Annotated in this window: 13 protein-coding genes; 10 read left to right on the forward strand and 3 right to left on the reverse strand. The window is 71.0% G+C overall.

Annotated features, from left to right (window positions below; genetic code table 11):
* Positions 1-75: 75 nt before the first annotated feature.
* Entirely contained in the window at positions 76-447 is a 372-nt protein-coding gene (locus BCF44_RS25310) for an STAS domain-containing protein (protein WP_170217728.1), read from the forward strand.
* On the opposite strand, the gene BCF44_RS25315 is transcribed toward BCF44_RS25310, so the two are convergent.
* Complete coding sequence (locus tag BCF44_RS25315) at positions 382-2,508, reverse strand: GAF domain-containing SpoIIE family protein phosphatase (RefSeq protein WP_116176828.1); 2,127 nt, start codon at positions 2,506-2,508, stop codon at positions 382-384. The two genes, BCF44_RS25310 and BCF44_RS25315, sit on opposite strands and share 66 nt — an antisense overlap.
* An 83-nt stretch (positions 2,509-2,591) precedes the next feature.
* Here BCF44_RS25315 and BCF44_RS25320 point away from each other — a divergent pair, with 83 nt between their 5' ends.
* Positions 2,592-6,977 (forward strand): HAMP domain-containing protein, encoded by a 4,386-nt coding sequence (locus tag BCF44_RS25320; RefSeq protein WP_116176829.1) that lies wholly within the window; start codon positions 2,592-2,594, stop codon positions 6,975-6,977.
* Between the two features lie 44 nt (positions 6,978-7,021).
* The gene (locus BCF44_RS25325; RefSeq protein ID WP_170217729.1) at positions 7,022-7,375 is read left to right on the forward strand and encodes an anti-sigma factor antagonist; all 354 of its coding nucleotides are present in this window, start codon (positions 7,022-7,024) and stop codon (positions 7,373-7,375) included.
* Between the two features lies 1 nt (position 7,376).
* Here the strand turns inward: BCF44_RS25325 and BCF44_RS25330 are convergent, their stop codons facing one another.
* On the reverse strand, positions 7,377-7,700 hold the full coding sequence (locus tag BCF44_RS25330; RefSeq protein WP_116176831.1) for a plasmid stabilization protein: 324 nt from the start codon (positions 7,698-7,700) through the stop codon (positions 7,377-7,379).
* Between the two features lie 162 nt (positions 7,701-7,862).
* Between BCF44_RS25330 and crcB (BCF44_RS25335) the strand changes: the two genes are divergently transcribed.
* The 7 genes from crcB (BCF44_RS25335) to BCF44_RS25365 all read left to right on the forward strand — a co-directional run bounded on the left by crcB (BCF44_RS25335) (position 7,863) and on the right by BCF44_RS25365 (position 12,586).
* The gene (crcB, locus tag BCF44_RS25335; protein ID WP_246015529.1) at positions 7,863-8,315 is read left to right on the forward strand and encodes a fluoride efflux transporter CrcB; all 453 of its coding nucleotides are present in this window, start codon (positions 7,863-7,865) and stop codon (positions 8,313-8,315) included.
* On the forward strand, positions 8,312-8,668 hold the full coding sequence (gene crcB, locus BCF44_RS25340; RefSeq protein ID WP_116176832.1) for a fluoride efflux transporter CrcB: 357 nt from the start codon (positions 8,312-8,314) through the stop codon (positions 8,666-8,668). The genes crcB (BCF44_RS25335) and crcB (BCF44_RS25340) overlap by 4 nt, the downstream gene beginning before the upstream one ends.
* A 214-nt stretch (positions 8,669-8,882) precedes the next feature.
* The gene (locus tag BCF44_RS25345) at positions 8,883-9,176 is read left to right on the forward strand and encodes a hypothetical protein (RefSeq protein ID WP_116176833.1); all 294 of its coding nucleotides are present in this window, start codon (positions 8,883-8,885) and stop codon (positions 9,174-9,176) included.
* 101 nt (positions 9,177-9,277) lie between these two features.
* Positions 9,278-9,889 carry a sulfite oxidase-like oxidoreductase gene (locus tag BCF44_RS25350; RefSeq protein WP_116176834.1) on the forward strand — a complete coding sequence of 204 codons (612 nt, stop codon included), beginning with the start codon at positions 9,278-9,280 and terminating at the stop codon, positions 9,887-9,889.
* Positions 9,882-10,559: an FAD-binding oxidoreductase gene (locus BCF44_RS25355; protein WP_116176835.1), complete on the forward strand. Its 678-nt coding sequence runs from the start codon at positions 9,882-9,884 to the stop codon at positions 10,557-10,559. The genes BCF44_RS25350 and BCF44_RS25355 overlap by 8 nt, the downstream gene beginning before the upstream one ends.
* Before the next feature lie 98 nt (positions 10,560-10,657).
* A complete protein-coding gene (locus BCF44_RS25360; protein ID WP_116176836.1) occupies positions 10,658-12,211 on the forward strand; it encodes a purple acid phosphatase family protein in 1,554 nt (517 codons plus the stop codon).
* A 66-nt stretch (positions 12,212-12,277) separates the two neighbouring features.
* Complete coding sequence (locus BCF44_RS25365; protein ID WP_116176837.1) at positions 12,278-12,586, forward strand: hypothetical protein; 309 nt, start codon at positions 12,278-12,280, stop codon at positions 12,584-12,586.
* 64 nt (positions 12,587-12,650) lie between these two features.
* Here the strand turns inward: BCF44_RS25365 and BCF44_RS25370 are convergent, their stop codons facing one another.
* Positions 12,651-14,165, reverse strand: a complete 1,515-nt coding sequence (locus tag BCF44_RS25370; RefSeq protein ID WP_116176838.1) for a sensor domain-containing diguanylate cyclase — start codon at positions 14,163-14,165, stop codon at positions 12,651-12,653.
* Position 14,166 lies beyond the last annotated feature (1 nt).

Consider the following 14,166-nt stretch of genomic DNA (forward strand, 5'->3'; position numbering starts at 1 on the left):
CCCGGTTTGGCCAGGCAGGCGGTCGGGTAGACCTGCTCCGATGTGATGGACGAGGCGACCCGAGGACGGCAGAACGTGAGTGACGACGTACTGACGTTGGCCCTGTCCGGCGAACTAGACGTCGGCACGCAGACGGCCACATCCGCGAAGATCCTGGACGCGTTGCGCGACGAGCCCCGGCTCCTGGTGCTGGACCTGAGGGAGGTGGACTTCCTGGGCTCCGCCGGACTGTCGGTGCTGATCGAGGCGCAGCGCGCGGCGTCCGCCAAGAACATCGGCATGTGCCTGGTCGCGACCCGGCGGGCCACCCTGCTGCCGCTGGAGCTGACCGGCCTGACGACGATGTTCCCCGTCTTCGCCAGCCCGCAGGACGCGATCCGGTCAGCGGACGCGGAGCGCGAGCAGGCAGGTGTCGTCCCGCGCGTTGGCGCCCACGTGCGCCAGTAGCCGGTCGGCGTAGTGCTCGATGCCCTCGACGGTGTGCGCGGCGGTGGCCACGAGATCGTCCAGGCATTCGTCGATGTCCAGGTTGGCCCGCTCGACCAGGCCGTCGGTGAACAGCACCAGCCGGTCGCCGGGGGCCAGGCGCAGGATCTGCTCCTCGTACGTGGGCGAGCTGAACGCCCCGAGCAGCGGACCGGCGGCCAGCGGCAGCAGCGAGGCCTCACCGTCCCGCACCAGCAGCGGCGGCAGATGCCCCGCCCGCGCCCACACCAGGGTCGCGGTCGGCGGGTCGTACACCCCGCACAGCACGGTCCCGCTGATCCGCTCCGGCAGCGCGGCGGCGCTGGTGTTCAGCCAGGCCAGCAGCTGCGCCGGCGGCGCGCCGGTCATGGCCAGCCCGCGCAGCGCGTTGCGCATCGAGATCATGCCCGTGACCACGGGAATCCCGTGCCCGGCGATGTCCCCGACCACCAGCAGCAGCTGCCCGGACGGCAGCGTGACGGCGTCGTACCAGTCGCCGCCGACCAGGTGCTGGGTGGCCGCCGGCTGGTAGCGGACGGCGATCTCCAGGCCCTCGGTCTCCGGCAGCTGCGCGGTCGGCGGGATGATCGCGTGCTGGAGCTGGATCGCCAGCTGCTGCTGCTCGTCGGCGTGCTCGGCGGTCACCTCCAGCGCGAATTCCGTGTGGTACTCGGCCGTCACGTCCTGCCACGCCCCACGCAGCGTCACCACCTCCTCGGCGGCGCCCAGCACCGGCTCGGCGAACAGCCGCAGCTGGCGGTCCGGCATCTTGAACACGGCCGTCGCCGGCCGCCCGGCGTTGATCACGGTGTGCAGCAGGCGGTCCATCGTCGACTCGCCGTCCGGCCCCAGCTCGGCGGCCAGTTCCCGCAGTGGCGCGGCGTGCCGGACGCCCAGCAGCTCCACCGTCTTCGGCGTCCACGTCACCTTGCCGGTGACCAGGCTTTCCTCCCAGCCGCCGAGGCCGCCGGCGCGCAGCGCGTTCTCGGCCAGTTCGGCGTCGTTGCGCCGCCGCCAGCTGATCGCCACGCCGTCGTACAGGCGGGCGACCCGGACCTGGCGCTCCTCGTCCAGGAACTCCTCGCTGACGCCGGTCGCCAGCACGCGCACGGCCCGCTCGAACAGGCCGTCGGCCTTCGCCGCGAACGGGAACAGCGCCAGCAGCCGCTCGCCGACCATGTCCGCCGGCGGCAGCGGCCAGCCGTCGCCGACGTGGTCCACCACGAAGTCGGCGACCTCGCCGTCGACCAGCTCGGGGCGGGCCGTCAGCACCGCGTCGACCAGGCTGTCCAGCAGCCCGAGCAGCCAGGACTGCTCGCCGTCGGCGTCGGTCAGGGTGCTCGCGCACAGGTCGGCCAGCGCGACCAGCTCGGTCCGCTGGCCCGGGGTGAAGTCACGGCGCGAGTTCGGCCAGCAGACCTCCATCGCGCCCAGCACGGCCCGGCTGTTGCGGATCGGCAGCACCGCGCGGGCCCCGCCCGACCAGCGCCCCACCGCCGGCGACAGGGCCGGATCCGACACGCCGGAGCGCAGCCAGAGCTGCCGCTGCTCCGCGATCGCCGTACGGGCGTTGGTGGCGAACTGGGGCGGCAGCAGGCGCCACCGGGCGGCCTCCGCCGGGCCCAGGCCCCGCGAGCCGACCAGCCGGAGCGTGCCGTCCGGATCCAGCCGCCAGATCGCCAGCGCCACCGCGCCGGTGGGCAGCAGTGCCTCGGTGAACACCGCGTCGGCCAGGGCGTCGCCGTCCCGGGCGGTGTCGGCGCGGGTCTCGGCCAAGCGCTTGTTCAGCACGGGGATGTCGCCCCGTAGCGGCGGCGGGGCCGTCTCCATCAGCTCCGCGGCCATCTCCAGCGGCGTCAGCCCGACGCTGTCGGCCAGCGTGTGCAGGTGCTCGGCGGCGTGCGCGAGGCTGCCCCCGACCCGCTCCACCAGCCGGCCTTTGGCCTGTTCGAGGACGGCGTCCGCGGCCGCCCGCGCCCGGAGCTGCGCCAGCTGGTCGCGCTGATGGGCGACCAGCCGGGCCAGGCGTTCGAGGTCGGACACCGGCCGAGTGTAGAAGTCGCCTGGCCGTTATGCCCGCGTGCCAGGATGGATCTCCGGGGACCGAGAGCAGCGGGAGCGGATGGATGGTCGTGGAGGGCAAGGCCGTGCAGAACGAGCGGCTCCAGCAGCTGCTCCAGGGCCTCAAGGCGGTGCGCGACGGCGATTTCAGCACCCGGCTGCCGCGGGTGGACGACGTGCTCATGGACGAGATGTCCGACGTCTTCAACGGCATGGTCGACCAGCTCGCCCTGTTCACCTCCGAGGTCACCCGGGTGGCCCGCGAGGTCGGCACCGACGGCAAGCTCGGCGGCCAGGCCGTGGTGCCGGGCGTGTCGGGCACCTGGAAGGACCTCACCGACTCGGTGAACGCGATGGCCGGCAACCTGACCGGCCAGGTCCGCGACATCGCCGAGGTCGCCACCGCGGTGGCCAAGGGCGACCTGACGCAGAAGATCACCGTCGACGTCAAGGGCGAGATGCTCGCCCTCAAGAACACCATCAACACGATGGTGGACCAGCTGTCGTCGTTCGCCGACGAGGTGACCCGGGTGGCCCGCGAGGTGGGCAGCGAGGGCCGGCTGGGCGGTCAGGCCACCGTGCCCGGCGTCGCCGGCACCTGGCGCGACCTCACCACCTCGGTGAACTTCATGGCCGGCAACCTGACCGACCAGGTCCGCAACATCGCCCAGGTGACCACCGCCGTCGCGAAGGGCGACCTGACGCAGAAGATCACCGTCGACGCCCGCGGCGAGATCCTCGAGCTGAAGAACACCATCAACACGATGGTGGACCAGCTGTCCTCCTTCGCCGACGAGGTGACCCGCGTGGCGCGGGAGGTCGGCACCGACGGCATCCTCGGCGGCCAGGCCCAGGTCCCCGGCGTCGGCGGCACCTGGCGGGCGCTCACCACGTCGGTGAACTTCATGGCCGGCAACCTGACCTCCCAGGTGCGGTCCATCGCCCAGGTGACCACGGCGGTCGCCCGCGGCGACCTGACCCAGAAGATCACCGTGGACGTCAAGGGCGAGATCCTGGAGCTGAAGAACACCGTCAACACGATGGTGGACCAGCTGTCGTCGTTCGCCGACGAGGTGACCCGGGTGGCCCGCGAGGTCGGCACCGACGGCAAGCTGGGCGGCCAGGCCGACGTCAAGGGCGTGTCCGGCACCTGGAAGGACCTCACCACGTCGGTGAACTTCATGGCCGGCAACCTGACCGACCAGGTCCGCAACATCGCCCAGGTGACCACCGCCGTCGCGAAGGGCGACCTGACGCAGAAGATCACCGTCGACGCCCGCGGCGAGATCCTCGAGCTCAAGGACACCATCAACACGATGGTCGACCAGCTCTCCGCGTTCGCCGACGAGGTGACGCGGGTGGCCCGCGACGTCGGCACCCAGGGCGACCTGGGCGGCCAGGCCATCGTGCGGGGCGTGTCGGGCACGTGGAAGGACCTCACCGACAACGTCAACGTGATGGCGTCCAACCTGACCGGCCAGGTGCGGTCCATCGCCCAGGTGGCCACCGCGGTCGCCCAGGGCGACCTGACCAAGCGGATCCGGGTCGAGGCCAAGGGCGAGGTCGCCGGCCTCGCCGACACCATCAACACCATGGTCGACACGCTGTCGGCCTTCGCCGACGAGGTGACCCGCGTGGCCCGCGAGGTCGGCACCGAGGGCATGCTGGGCGGCCAGGCCCGGGTCCCGGGCGTCGCCGGCACCTGGAAGGACCTCACCGACAACGTCAACTTCATGGCCGGCAACCTGACCTCCCAGGTGCGCAACATCGCCCAGGTGACCACCGCGGTGGCCAGCGGCGACCTGTCCAAGAAGATCGACGTCGACGCCCGCGGCGAGATCCTGGAGCTGAAGACGACCATCAACACGATGGTCGACACGCTGTCCTCGTTCGCGGCCGAGGTCACCCGCGTGGCCCGCGAGGTCGGCAGCGAGGGGCGCCTCGGCGGCCAGGCCGAGGTCGAGGGCGTGTCCGGCACCTGGAAGCGGCTCACCGAGAACGTGAACGAGCTGGCCGGGAACCTGACCCGGCAGGTGCGGGCCATCGCCGAGGTGACCAGCGCGGTCGCCACCGGCGACCTGACCCGGTCCATCTCGGTCGAGGCGCAGGGCGAGGTCGCCGAGCTCAAGGACAACATCAACGCCATGGTGCGGTCGCTGCGCGAGACCACCCGGGCCAACGAGGACCAGGACTGGCTCAACACCAACCTGGCCCGGTTCTCCGGTCTCATGCAGGGCCACCGCGAGCTGCGCACCGTGGCCGAGCTGATCATGAACGAGCTGACGCCGCTGGTCGGCGCCCAGCTCGGCACGTTCTTCCTGGCCGGCGACGACGGCGACATCCTGCGGCTGGTCGCCGGCTACGGCCACAGTGTCGACTCCCACGGGGCCGCCACCGTGCCAACGGAGTTCCACCTCGGCCAGTCGCTGGTCGGGCAGGTGGCCCGCACCAAGAAGGCGATCCTGGTCGACCGGACGCCCGCCGACTACGTGCGCATCGAGTCCAGCCTCGGCTCGGCCGCGCCGGCCACCCTGATCGTGCTGCCGATCGTGTTCGAGGACCAGGCGCTCGGCGTCATCGAGCTGGCCTCCTTCGGGCGGTTCACGCCCATCCAGCGGGACTTCCTCGAACAGCTGATGGAGACCATCGGCGTCAACGTCAACACGATCATCGCCAACGCCCGCACCGACTCGCTGCTGGCCGAGTCGCAGCGGCTCACCCAGGAGCTGCGGGCCCGCTCCGAGCAGCTCCAGGAGCAGCAGGGCGAGCTGCGCCGCTCCAACGCCGAGCTGGCCCGGCAGAACCGCGACATCGAGGTCAAGAACTTCGAGATCGAGCAGGCCCGGCAGGAGCTGGAGGAACGCGCCCAGCAGCTGGCGCTGACGTCCAAGTACAAGTCCGAGTTCCTGGCCAACATGTCCCACGAGCTGCGCACGCCGCTGAACAGCCTGCTCATCCTGGCCCGATTGCTGGCCCAGAACCCGACCCGCAACCTGACGCCCAAGCAGGTCGAGTTCGCCAACGTGATCCACTCCGCCGGCACCGACCTGCTCCAGCTGATCGACGACATCCTCGACCTGTCCAAGGTCGAGGCCGGCAAGATGGACATCCACCCGGAGCGGTTCCCGCTGCCGCAGCTGCTGGAGTACGTGCGGGCCACCTTCCAGCCGCTGACCGTGGAGAAGGGCCTCGGCTTCGGCGTGCAGGTGGCCCCGGACGTGCCCGAGTACCTGGTCACCGACGAGCCGCGGCTGCGGCAGGTGCTGCGCAACCTGCTGTCCAACGCCGTCAAGTTCACCGAGACCGGCCGGGTCAACCTGGCCGTGCGGCTGGACGGCGACAGCGTGGCGTTCGTCGTGTCCGACACCGGCATCGGCATCGCGCCGGACAACCTGGAGACGATCTTCGGCGCGTTCCAGCAGGCCGACGGCACCACCAGCCGCCGCTACGGCGGCACCGGGCTGGGGCTGTCCATCAGCCGCGAGGTGGCCTACCTGCTCGGCGGCGAGATCAAGGCGGAGAGCGAGCTCGGCGTCGGCAGCACCTTCACCCTGCACCTGCCGGTCGAGCCCGAGATCGCCGAGCCGGCGCCGGCGGTCGAGCCGGCCGTGCCGGACGCGCGCCGACGGGTGCTGGTCCTGGAGGCCGGCGGCGACGAGCTGTCCACGCTGGCCCGGCAGGTCGCGGTGACCCTCGGCGATCCGCACGTCACCGTCGCCGCCACGCCCGACGACGCCGTCACCGCGCTGCTGGCCGCCCCGCACCAGGCCGTGGTCGTCGACCTCAACCTGCCCGAGGCGATGTCGCTGACGTTCCTCAAGCGGCTGGCCGACCACCCGGACCTGCTTGCGCTGCCGGTGTTCGCGCATCTCTCGCGGCCGCTCACGCCGGCGCAGGACCGGCTGCTCCAGTCGCACGTGCGCAACCGGTCGGTCGAGCTCGTCGACAGCGTCGACACCTTGCGGCAGCGGCTGTTGCAGCAGCTGTCCAGCCAGGAACACGAGCACGAGGGCCTGCGCGGGCGCAAGGTGCTGGTGATCGACGACGACGTCCGCAACGTGTTCGCCATCGTCGGCATGCTCGAGACGTACGGCATGACGGTGGTGCACGCCCCCAACGGCCGCAAGGGAATCGAGGTGCTGCTGGCCAACGAGGCCATCGACCTGATCCTGATGGACGTGATGATGCCGGAGATGGACGGCTACGCCACCACCGCCGCGGTGCGGGCCATGCCCCAGTTCGCACAGCTGCCGATCATCGCCGTGACGGCCAAGGCCATGCAGGGCGACCGGGAGAAGAGCCTCGCCTCGGGTGCCAACGACTACGTCACCAAGCCCGTGGACGCGGACGACCTCCTGGACACCATGCAGAAATGGTTGGGCGAGAAGTGGCAGGGCGAGAAGTGGAACGGCGAGAAGCCGCCGGGAGAGCGCGCGCACGGCGAGAGCTGACCGTGCCGTAGGCTGCGGCGTCAGTCCGAGGATTGGGAGAGTACGTGCCCGAGAACACCGGCGCCTTCACCGCCGAGACCGAGCTGGTCGACGGCGTGGCCGTCGTCCACCTGGCCGGCGAGCTGGACATGCAGACCGTGCCGGCGGCGACCCTCGAGCTGGACCGCGCCGTCGGCGGCGGGGCCGGCGGTGTGGTGGTGAACCTCGGTGGGCTCACCTTCCTCGCGTCCGCCGGCCTGGCCATGCTGGCCGCCGTCGCCGAGCAGGCCCGTCAGGGCGGCGTGGCGCTGCGGCTGGTCGCCGACAGCCGGGTCGTGCTGCGTCCGCTGGAGATCACCGGGCTGGACGCCGGTTTCGACATCCGCGACACCGTCCAGACCGCGCTGGCGTCGCTGTAGGTCACCGCCCCAGCGCGTTGGCCAGCTGCTTCTTGGTCATCTTGGAGCGGCCCTTGATGTTGCGCTGCCGGGCCTCGTTGTAGAGCTGGTCACGGGTCGGGCCGCCGGGGCCTGAGTGCGACCGCTTGCCGCCCCGGTGCTGCGGCGAGACGTCCTCGGTCGACGACCGGCTCGCCGTGCGGGACTCGCCCTGCTGCGCCCGGTTCTTGTTCACCGTGCGGGCGGCGATCTCCTCGGCGCGGTCCTCGCCGGTGCCGCGCTCCAGCTGCGACTCCTTGATGTGCTCGTACTGGCGTTCCCTTTTGTCGCTCCAGGCCTGTGGCATGGCGCACCTCCTCCCCGTCGGGCTACCCGGGGCCGGCGGGGTTTATGCTGGCTCGGACCGGTGGTGGGGCTCGCCGGCCCGGACTCGGGGAAACCGTGGCAGCACTGCCGCCAACAGTCCCTACTGGATCCTGTCCGTTTCGGGTTCTTGTAGGAGGCCTGTGTGTCGGTCGACCCCGATGTCGACGTCCACGTCCCGGCGCAGCGGCGCGAACTCGCCCGCACGCACGGCGGTGTCCTGGCGGTGATCGCGCTCGGCGGCGGTCTCGGCGCCCTGGCCCGCTTCGGCATCGCCCAGTGGCTGCCGACCACGCCCGGGCATTTCCCGCTCGGCACGTTCGTCATCAACGTGGTGGGCTGCTTCCTCATCGGTGTGCTGATGATCCGATGGGGACAGCGGCCGCTGCTGCGGCCGTTCCTCGGCGTCGGCATTCTCGGCGGTTTCACCACGTTCTCCACGTACGCCGTCGAGACGCGGGCGCTGCTCAGTCCCGGCGAGGTGCCGCTCGGCCTGCTGTATCTGTTCGGCACCCTCGCCGGAGCGATGCTCGCCGTGCTCGCCGGCGTGGTGCTGATGCGGTTGCTGACACGCCGGCCGGCGGGGGTGTCGGCGTGACCCTGGTCCTGGTCTTCCTGGGCGCGGTCGTCGGCGCGCCGATGCGGTACCTCACCGATCGCGCCGTGCAGATCCGGCACGACTCCATCTTCCCGTGGGGCACCATGACGGTGAACGTCGTCGGCTGTCTCGTGCTGGGTTTCCTTGCCGGCCTGGGAACTTCGCTACCGAGCGGCGTCGCCGCGTTGGTGGGCAGCGGTTTCTGCGGGGCCCTCACCACGTACAGCACCTTCAGCTACGAGACCCTGCGGCTCGTGGAGCAGCGGGCCTACCTGTACGCGGTCATGAACGTGCTCATCAGCCTCATCGCCGGGCTGGGCGCGGTGTTCCTCGGCTACGCGCTGGCCGCATGAGCGATCCTCGACTTCCGGAGTCGGGGCGCGGGGCCTGTCCGCCTGGTGGTCGTCGGCGGTGGGAAGGCCGTTAGCGTCGCTCACTCGATCGAGTGTAATGGCGCGGTGAATTGGTGATCGTCGAAACGTGCGGCGATATTCCGGCGAAGAGTCATCACAAGTCGCGGACATCGTGGTCCGCAATCGTGATCGAATTCGCGAGGATGGTGAACTCATGACCGACCGCTACGCCAAATGGGTCGTGGGCGTCCTGGTCACGTCCGTCGTCGGACTGGTGATCGGCCTCATTCTGCACGCCAAGTACGCCGCCGACGTGCAGTCCTGCTCGACCCTGTTCCACAAGGCCGAGCAGGCCCTTTCGTCGTCCTATCGGGCGACCTGCACGACCGCCTCGTCCATGACCGGCATCGGCACGGCAATCATGGTGGTGTGCGGATGCGTGGCGGTGCTCGCCGTCATCGTCGGTATCGTGCGTTACATGCAGGTCCACCAGAACACCTCCGCATAAGCGGGATTCGCGACGAGTCCGCGCCGTTTTCCGGCGCGGGCCGTCGGCGTTTGTCCGGCGCGATTGTTGTCGTATGAAGCACGTGCGGGCATACTGCCGCCATGAGTCGACCGACGCGGGGCTTCGTCGGCCAGCGCCGGCCCACCGGGAGCCTCCGGCTGCCGCCGGGCCAGTACGACATCGGCCGCGACTTCCCGGTGCTGACCGCGGAGGTCACGCCGCGGGTGCACACCGACCGCTGGACCATGACCATCGACGGCCAGGTCCGCCGGCCCGGCAAGTGGACGTGGGACGAGCTGCACCGCCTGCCGCAGGAGGAATACCGCGGCGACATCCACTGCGTGACGACCTGGTCCAAGTTCGACACCCGCTTCGGCGGCGTGAGCCTGGACCTGTTGCTGGACCAGGTCGAGCCGCTGCCGGCGGCCACGCACGTGCTGGCCACGTCCACCACCGGCTACACCACGAACCTGCCGCTGGAGCACATCAGCAACGGCAAGGCGTGGCTGGTCTGGACGCACGAGGGCAAGCCGCTGCCGCGTGAGCACGGCGGCCCGGTCCGCCTGCTGGTGCCGCACCTGTACTTCTGGAAGAGCGCGAAGTGGATCACCAAGCTGACCCTGCTCGACCACGACGTGCAGGGCTTCTGGGAGCGCAACGGCTACCACGACCTGGGCGACCCGTGGCGGGAGCAGAGGTATCAGGGTGACTGACCCGCGCGGCTGGCGGTACGCGAAGGTCGTGGCGATCGGCCACGACACGCCGCACAGCGTCACCCTCCGACTCGACGTGCCGGACCGCGTGCGGCACCTGCCCGGCCAGCACTACGTGGTCCGGCTGACGGCCGAGGACGGCTACCGGGCGCAGCGCTCGTACTCGGTGGCCTCGGCCCCGGCCGACCCGTTGCTGGAGCTGTTCGTGGAACGCCTCGACGACGGCGAGGTCTCCACCTACCTCGCCGACATCGTCGAGCCGGGCGACGAGCTGGAGGTGCGCGGCCCGATCGGCGGCTGGTTCGCGTGGAACGGCGACCTGCCGGCGCTCGGCATCGGCGGCGGCTCCGGGATCGTGCCGATGATCTCCATGCTGCGGCACAATCCCGACAACTTTCGCGTGGCGGCCTCCGTCCGCACGATGGCAGACCTCCCGTACGCCAACGAACTCGTGGCCGCCGACGCCCTGATCGCCGTGACCCGCGAGGATTTCCGCGGGCGCAAGGGCAGTCGGCTGACCGCGCAGGAACTCGTGCCCCTCTACACTCCCGGCGCCATCTGCTACGTCTGCGGATCGGCCGCTTTCGCCGAGGCGGCAAGCATGCTGCTGCTGGACATCGGGGTCCCCACGGAGGACATCCGCGTCGAGAGGTTCGGGCCGAGCGGCTGAGGATCGGGCGGTCTGATTCATCACCAGGACAGATCCAGTTCACGGCATGGTCGCTCCATCGGCCTAGGTTCCTCGCGATCCCGAGCCGAGGAGTCCCGATGTCCGACACCACCAAGCGCACCGTCAGCCGAAGAGGAGCGCTGGGCCTGCTCGGCGCGACCGCAGCCGCGGCCCCGCTGATCGGCAGCACCGCCGCCGAGGCCGCGACCCCCGCGTTCGTGCCCAGCGTCGGCAACGGCGCCACGCCCGTGCAGGGCCTGCACCTCCAGTTCGGCGCCGACCCGGCCCGCCAGATGGTCGTCTCCTGGATCACCGAGGGCTCGGTGCGCAAGCCCCGCGTCGTCTACGGCACGCTGGAGGGCGGCTTCGGCGGCTGCGTGGACGCCGACACCAAGACCTATGTGGACGGCACCTCGGGCCGCACCGTCCACATCCACCACGCCGAGCTGAACCGCTTGCGCCCCAACACCCAGTACATGTACGCGGCGCAGCACGACGGCGCGACCCCGGACGCCGGGACCTTCCGCACCGCTCCCTCGGGCCGGATGCCGTTCACCTTCACCAGCTTCGGCGACCAGAGCGCGCCGCAGGTCACCTGGGCCAGCAACGGCAGCGTCGGCCTGGACGCCAACTCCACGCCGGCCACCAAGGACATCGTCACCGGCATCGAGACCGTGGCCCCGCTGTTCCACCTGCTCAACGGCGACCTGTGCTACGCCAACCTGGACGTGGACCGGGTCCGCACCTGGAACAACTTCTTCACCAACAACACCCGCTCGGCGCGGTTCCGGCCGTGGATGCCGGCCGCCGGCAACCACGAGATCGAGAAGCAGAACGGCCCCATCGGCCTGGCCGCCTTCCAGGCGTACTTCCAGCTGCCGTCGACCGAGTCCGACCCGGAGATGGCCGGCCTCTGGTACGCGTTCACCGCCGGCTCGGTGCGGGTGATCGTGCTCCAGAACGACGACAACTGCCTCCAGGACGGCGGCGACGTCTACATCAGCGGCTACTCCGGCGGCCGCCAGCTGGCCTGGCTGGAGAAGACCCTCGCCGCGGCGCGCAAGTCCCGCGACATCGACTGGGTCGTCGTCGCCATGCACCAGGTGATGATCAGCACCTCCGACGCCAACGGCGCCGACCTCGGGCTGCGCCAGAAGTACGGGCCGCTGTTCGACAAGTACGGCGTGGACCTGGTGCTGTGCGGGCACGAGCACGACTACGAGCGCTCGCTCGCGGTGCACGGCGTGGTCTCCGGCAGCGAGACGCTCACCCCGAACCCGGTGTCCTCGGCCACCGACAACATCGACGCCACGCACGGCACCGTGCACATGATCCTGGGAGGCGGCGGGGTTTCCGGCACCACCAACGGTTCCTTCTTCAAGGACGGCACCGGCAAGGTGATCACCGCCGTGTCGGCGACGCCGGGCTCCAACGGCAAGCGGACCGCCACGTACGTCAAGGAGGAGGCGGTGTGGAGCGCGGTCCGCGACCTCGACCACCCGTACGGCTTCGCCGCGTTCACGGTGGACCCGGGCCGCTGGCCGGGCGACACCACGACCATGCACGTGACGTACTACAACATCAACAAGCCCCACGGCGACCTGTCGGTGTTCGAGAAGTTCAGCCTGCACCGCAAGCGTTCCGACGGCTGAGGAGCACCGTGACCACCCGGCCGGCGGCTCTGCCGTGCCGCCACATGGTCGACTAACTTGCATCCCATGACTCAACCGCAGCCATGGCAGACGCAGGTCCCGGGTCCCACCCGGCCGACGGGTGGGCCCGGGACCGCGATCGTCGCGCTCGTGCTCGGGGCGTTCGGGTGCGTGGTGTGGCTGTTGCCGATCGTCGAGGCCGGCATCCGGCACTATCTGCCGTTCCCGTTCGCGCTGGGCGGTCTCGTCCTCGGCATCGCCGCCCTGACCGGACGCCGCCGCGGCAAGCCGATGGCCGCCGTCGGCGTGCTGCTGTCGGTGATCGCGCTGCTGCTGGGGATGTTCATGGTCGGCCTGGAGGTCCTGCACGGCTGACGGCTCCGATGCAGGGAAGGACGCCTTACCCGCGTCGAACGAGGGTAAGGCGTCCTTCCCTGCATCAAGGTGCCGGCTGGGTCTCGCCGTCGGTGAAGGCCAGCAGCATCTCGTCGGCGAACACGTCGTAGCGGCCGCGGCCGTTGCGCTTGGCCCGGTACATGGCGATGTCGGCCCGGCGGACCAGCGCCGCCGGGTCGGCCATGCCGTGCGTGCTCAGGGCGATGCCGATGCTGGCGTTGACCTGCAACTGCCGGCCGGCGATGCGCATCGGCTCGTGCAGGCCGCGCAGGATGCGGTCGGCGACCTTGGCGGCGTCGCCGGCGCTGGACACGTTCTGCAGCATCACGGCGAACTCGTCGCCGCCGAAGCGGGCGGCGACGTCGCTGTCGCGCAGCTGGGCGACGATCCGGTCGGCGGTGATGGTCAGCAGCGTGTCACCGGCGGCGTGACCGAGCGTGTCGTTGATGGCCTTGAACCGGTCGAGGTCGATGAACAGCAGCGCCACCCGGCCGCCGCCGTGCCCGGTGAGCTCCAGCTGGTGCGCGAGCCGGTCCAGGAACAGGCTGCGGCTGGCCAGCCCGGTCACCGAGTCGTGGAACGCCTGGTGCATGCGGTCCACGGTGTTGGCGTCGGTCAGGGCCAGGCTGACGTGCTCGGCGAACGACTGGAGCATCTGCACCTCGGGCGGCGCGTAGGACCGCCCGGAACGCTCGGCGGTGACCACCAGCCCGCCGGTGATGGTGCCGCTGTCGTGCACGGGCGCGGCCATCGCGGCGAGGCCGTCGCTGGAGTCGTCCTCGCACACGACCACGCCGCCGGACAGGATGGCCGCGCCGACGGTGCCGGCCTCGGCCAGCGGCATGGACGGCGTCTCCAGCTCGGTGTCGACGGCGAGCCCGGCCCCGGCGACCAGGGTGATCTGCTGCGGGTCGGAGTCGTCGCGCAGCCACAGCCCGACCGCGCCGTCCCCGAGCAGCTGCCGCGCGGCGCCGGCGATCATGTCCAGCACCTGGGGGAGCGGCCGCCGCCGGGAGATCGCCCGCTGCACGTCGAACAGGTGCTCCAGCAGCCGCTGCCGCTGTTGCAGCGACGCCAGCAGCTCGGCGTTCTCCGCCGCCTGCCGCTCGCTGCGCTCCCGCATCTCGTGCTCGGCCTCCAGCGTCCGCAGCATGGTCAGCGCCAGCTCCAGCAGCCGGGCCATGCCCCGCACGACGTTGCGCTCCTCCACCGAGAAGCCGGGCTCGCCGCCGCGGGCCAGCACCAGGTGTCCGGGCCGGCCGCCGCCCCAGTCGGCGGCGATCGCCCGGCAGCAGCCCACCCCGGGCACGTCGACCTTGTCCAGCTCGCGGCGCGCCACGGCGACCAGGTCCGCCGCCGGCACGCGGCCCACCGGGAAGCCGACCACGGCCGCCACCTCGTCGTCGATCACCACCGCGGCGACCTCGGCGTCCAGGGCCTGCGCGGCCCGCTCCGCGGCGGCCCGGGCCGCCGACTCCTCGTCCAGGCACTCCGAGACCACGGCCAGCAGCTCCAACAGTTGCTGGCCGTCGTGGTAAGCGCCGCCGATGTTGGTCATC

Origin of the sequence: Kutzneria buriramensis (assembly GCF_003387475.1) — a bacterium.
Taxonomy (GTDB): Bacteria; Actinomycetota; Actinomycetes; order Mycobacteriales; family Pseudonocardiaceae; genus Kutzneria; species Kutzneria buriramensis.

Bases quoted from the DNA above. Each gene is read 5' to 3' on its own strand.
- BCF44_RS25320 (WP_116176829.1), top strand. From the start codon at position 2,592: ATGGTCGTGGAGGGCAAGGCCGTGCAGAACGAGCGGCTCCAGCAGCTG.
- BCF44_RS25345 (WP_116176833.1), top strand. From the start codon at position 8,883: ATGACCGACCGCTACGCCAAATGGGTCGTGGGCGTCCTGGTCACGTCC.
- BCF44_RS25360 (WP_116176836.1), top strand. From the start codon at position 10,658: ATGTCCGACACCACCAAGCGCACCGTCAGCCGAAGAGGAGCGCTGGGC.
- BCF44_RS25350 (WP_116176834.1), top strand. From the start codon at position 9,278: ATGAGTCGACCGACGCGGGGCTTCGTCGGCCAGCGCCGGCCCACCGGG.
- BCF44_RS25370 (WP_116176838.1), bottom strand. From the start codon at position 14,165: ATGACCAACATCGGCGGCGCTTACCACGACGGCCAGCAACTGTTGGAG.
- BCF44_RS25330 (WP_116176831.1), bottom strand. From the start codon at position 7,700: ATGCCACAGGCCTGGAGCGACAAAAGGGAACGCCAGTACGAGCACATC.
- BCF44_RS25365 (WP_116176837.1), top strand. From the start codon at position 12,278: ATGACTCAACCGCAGCCATGGCAGACGCAGGTCCCGGGTCCCACCCGG.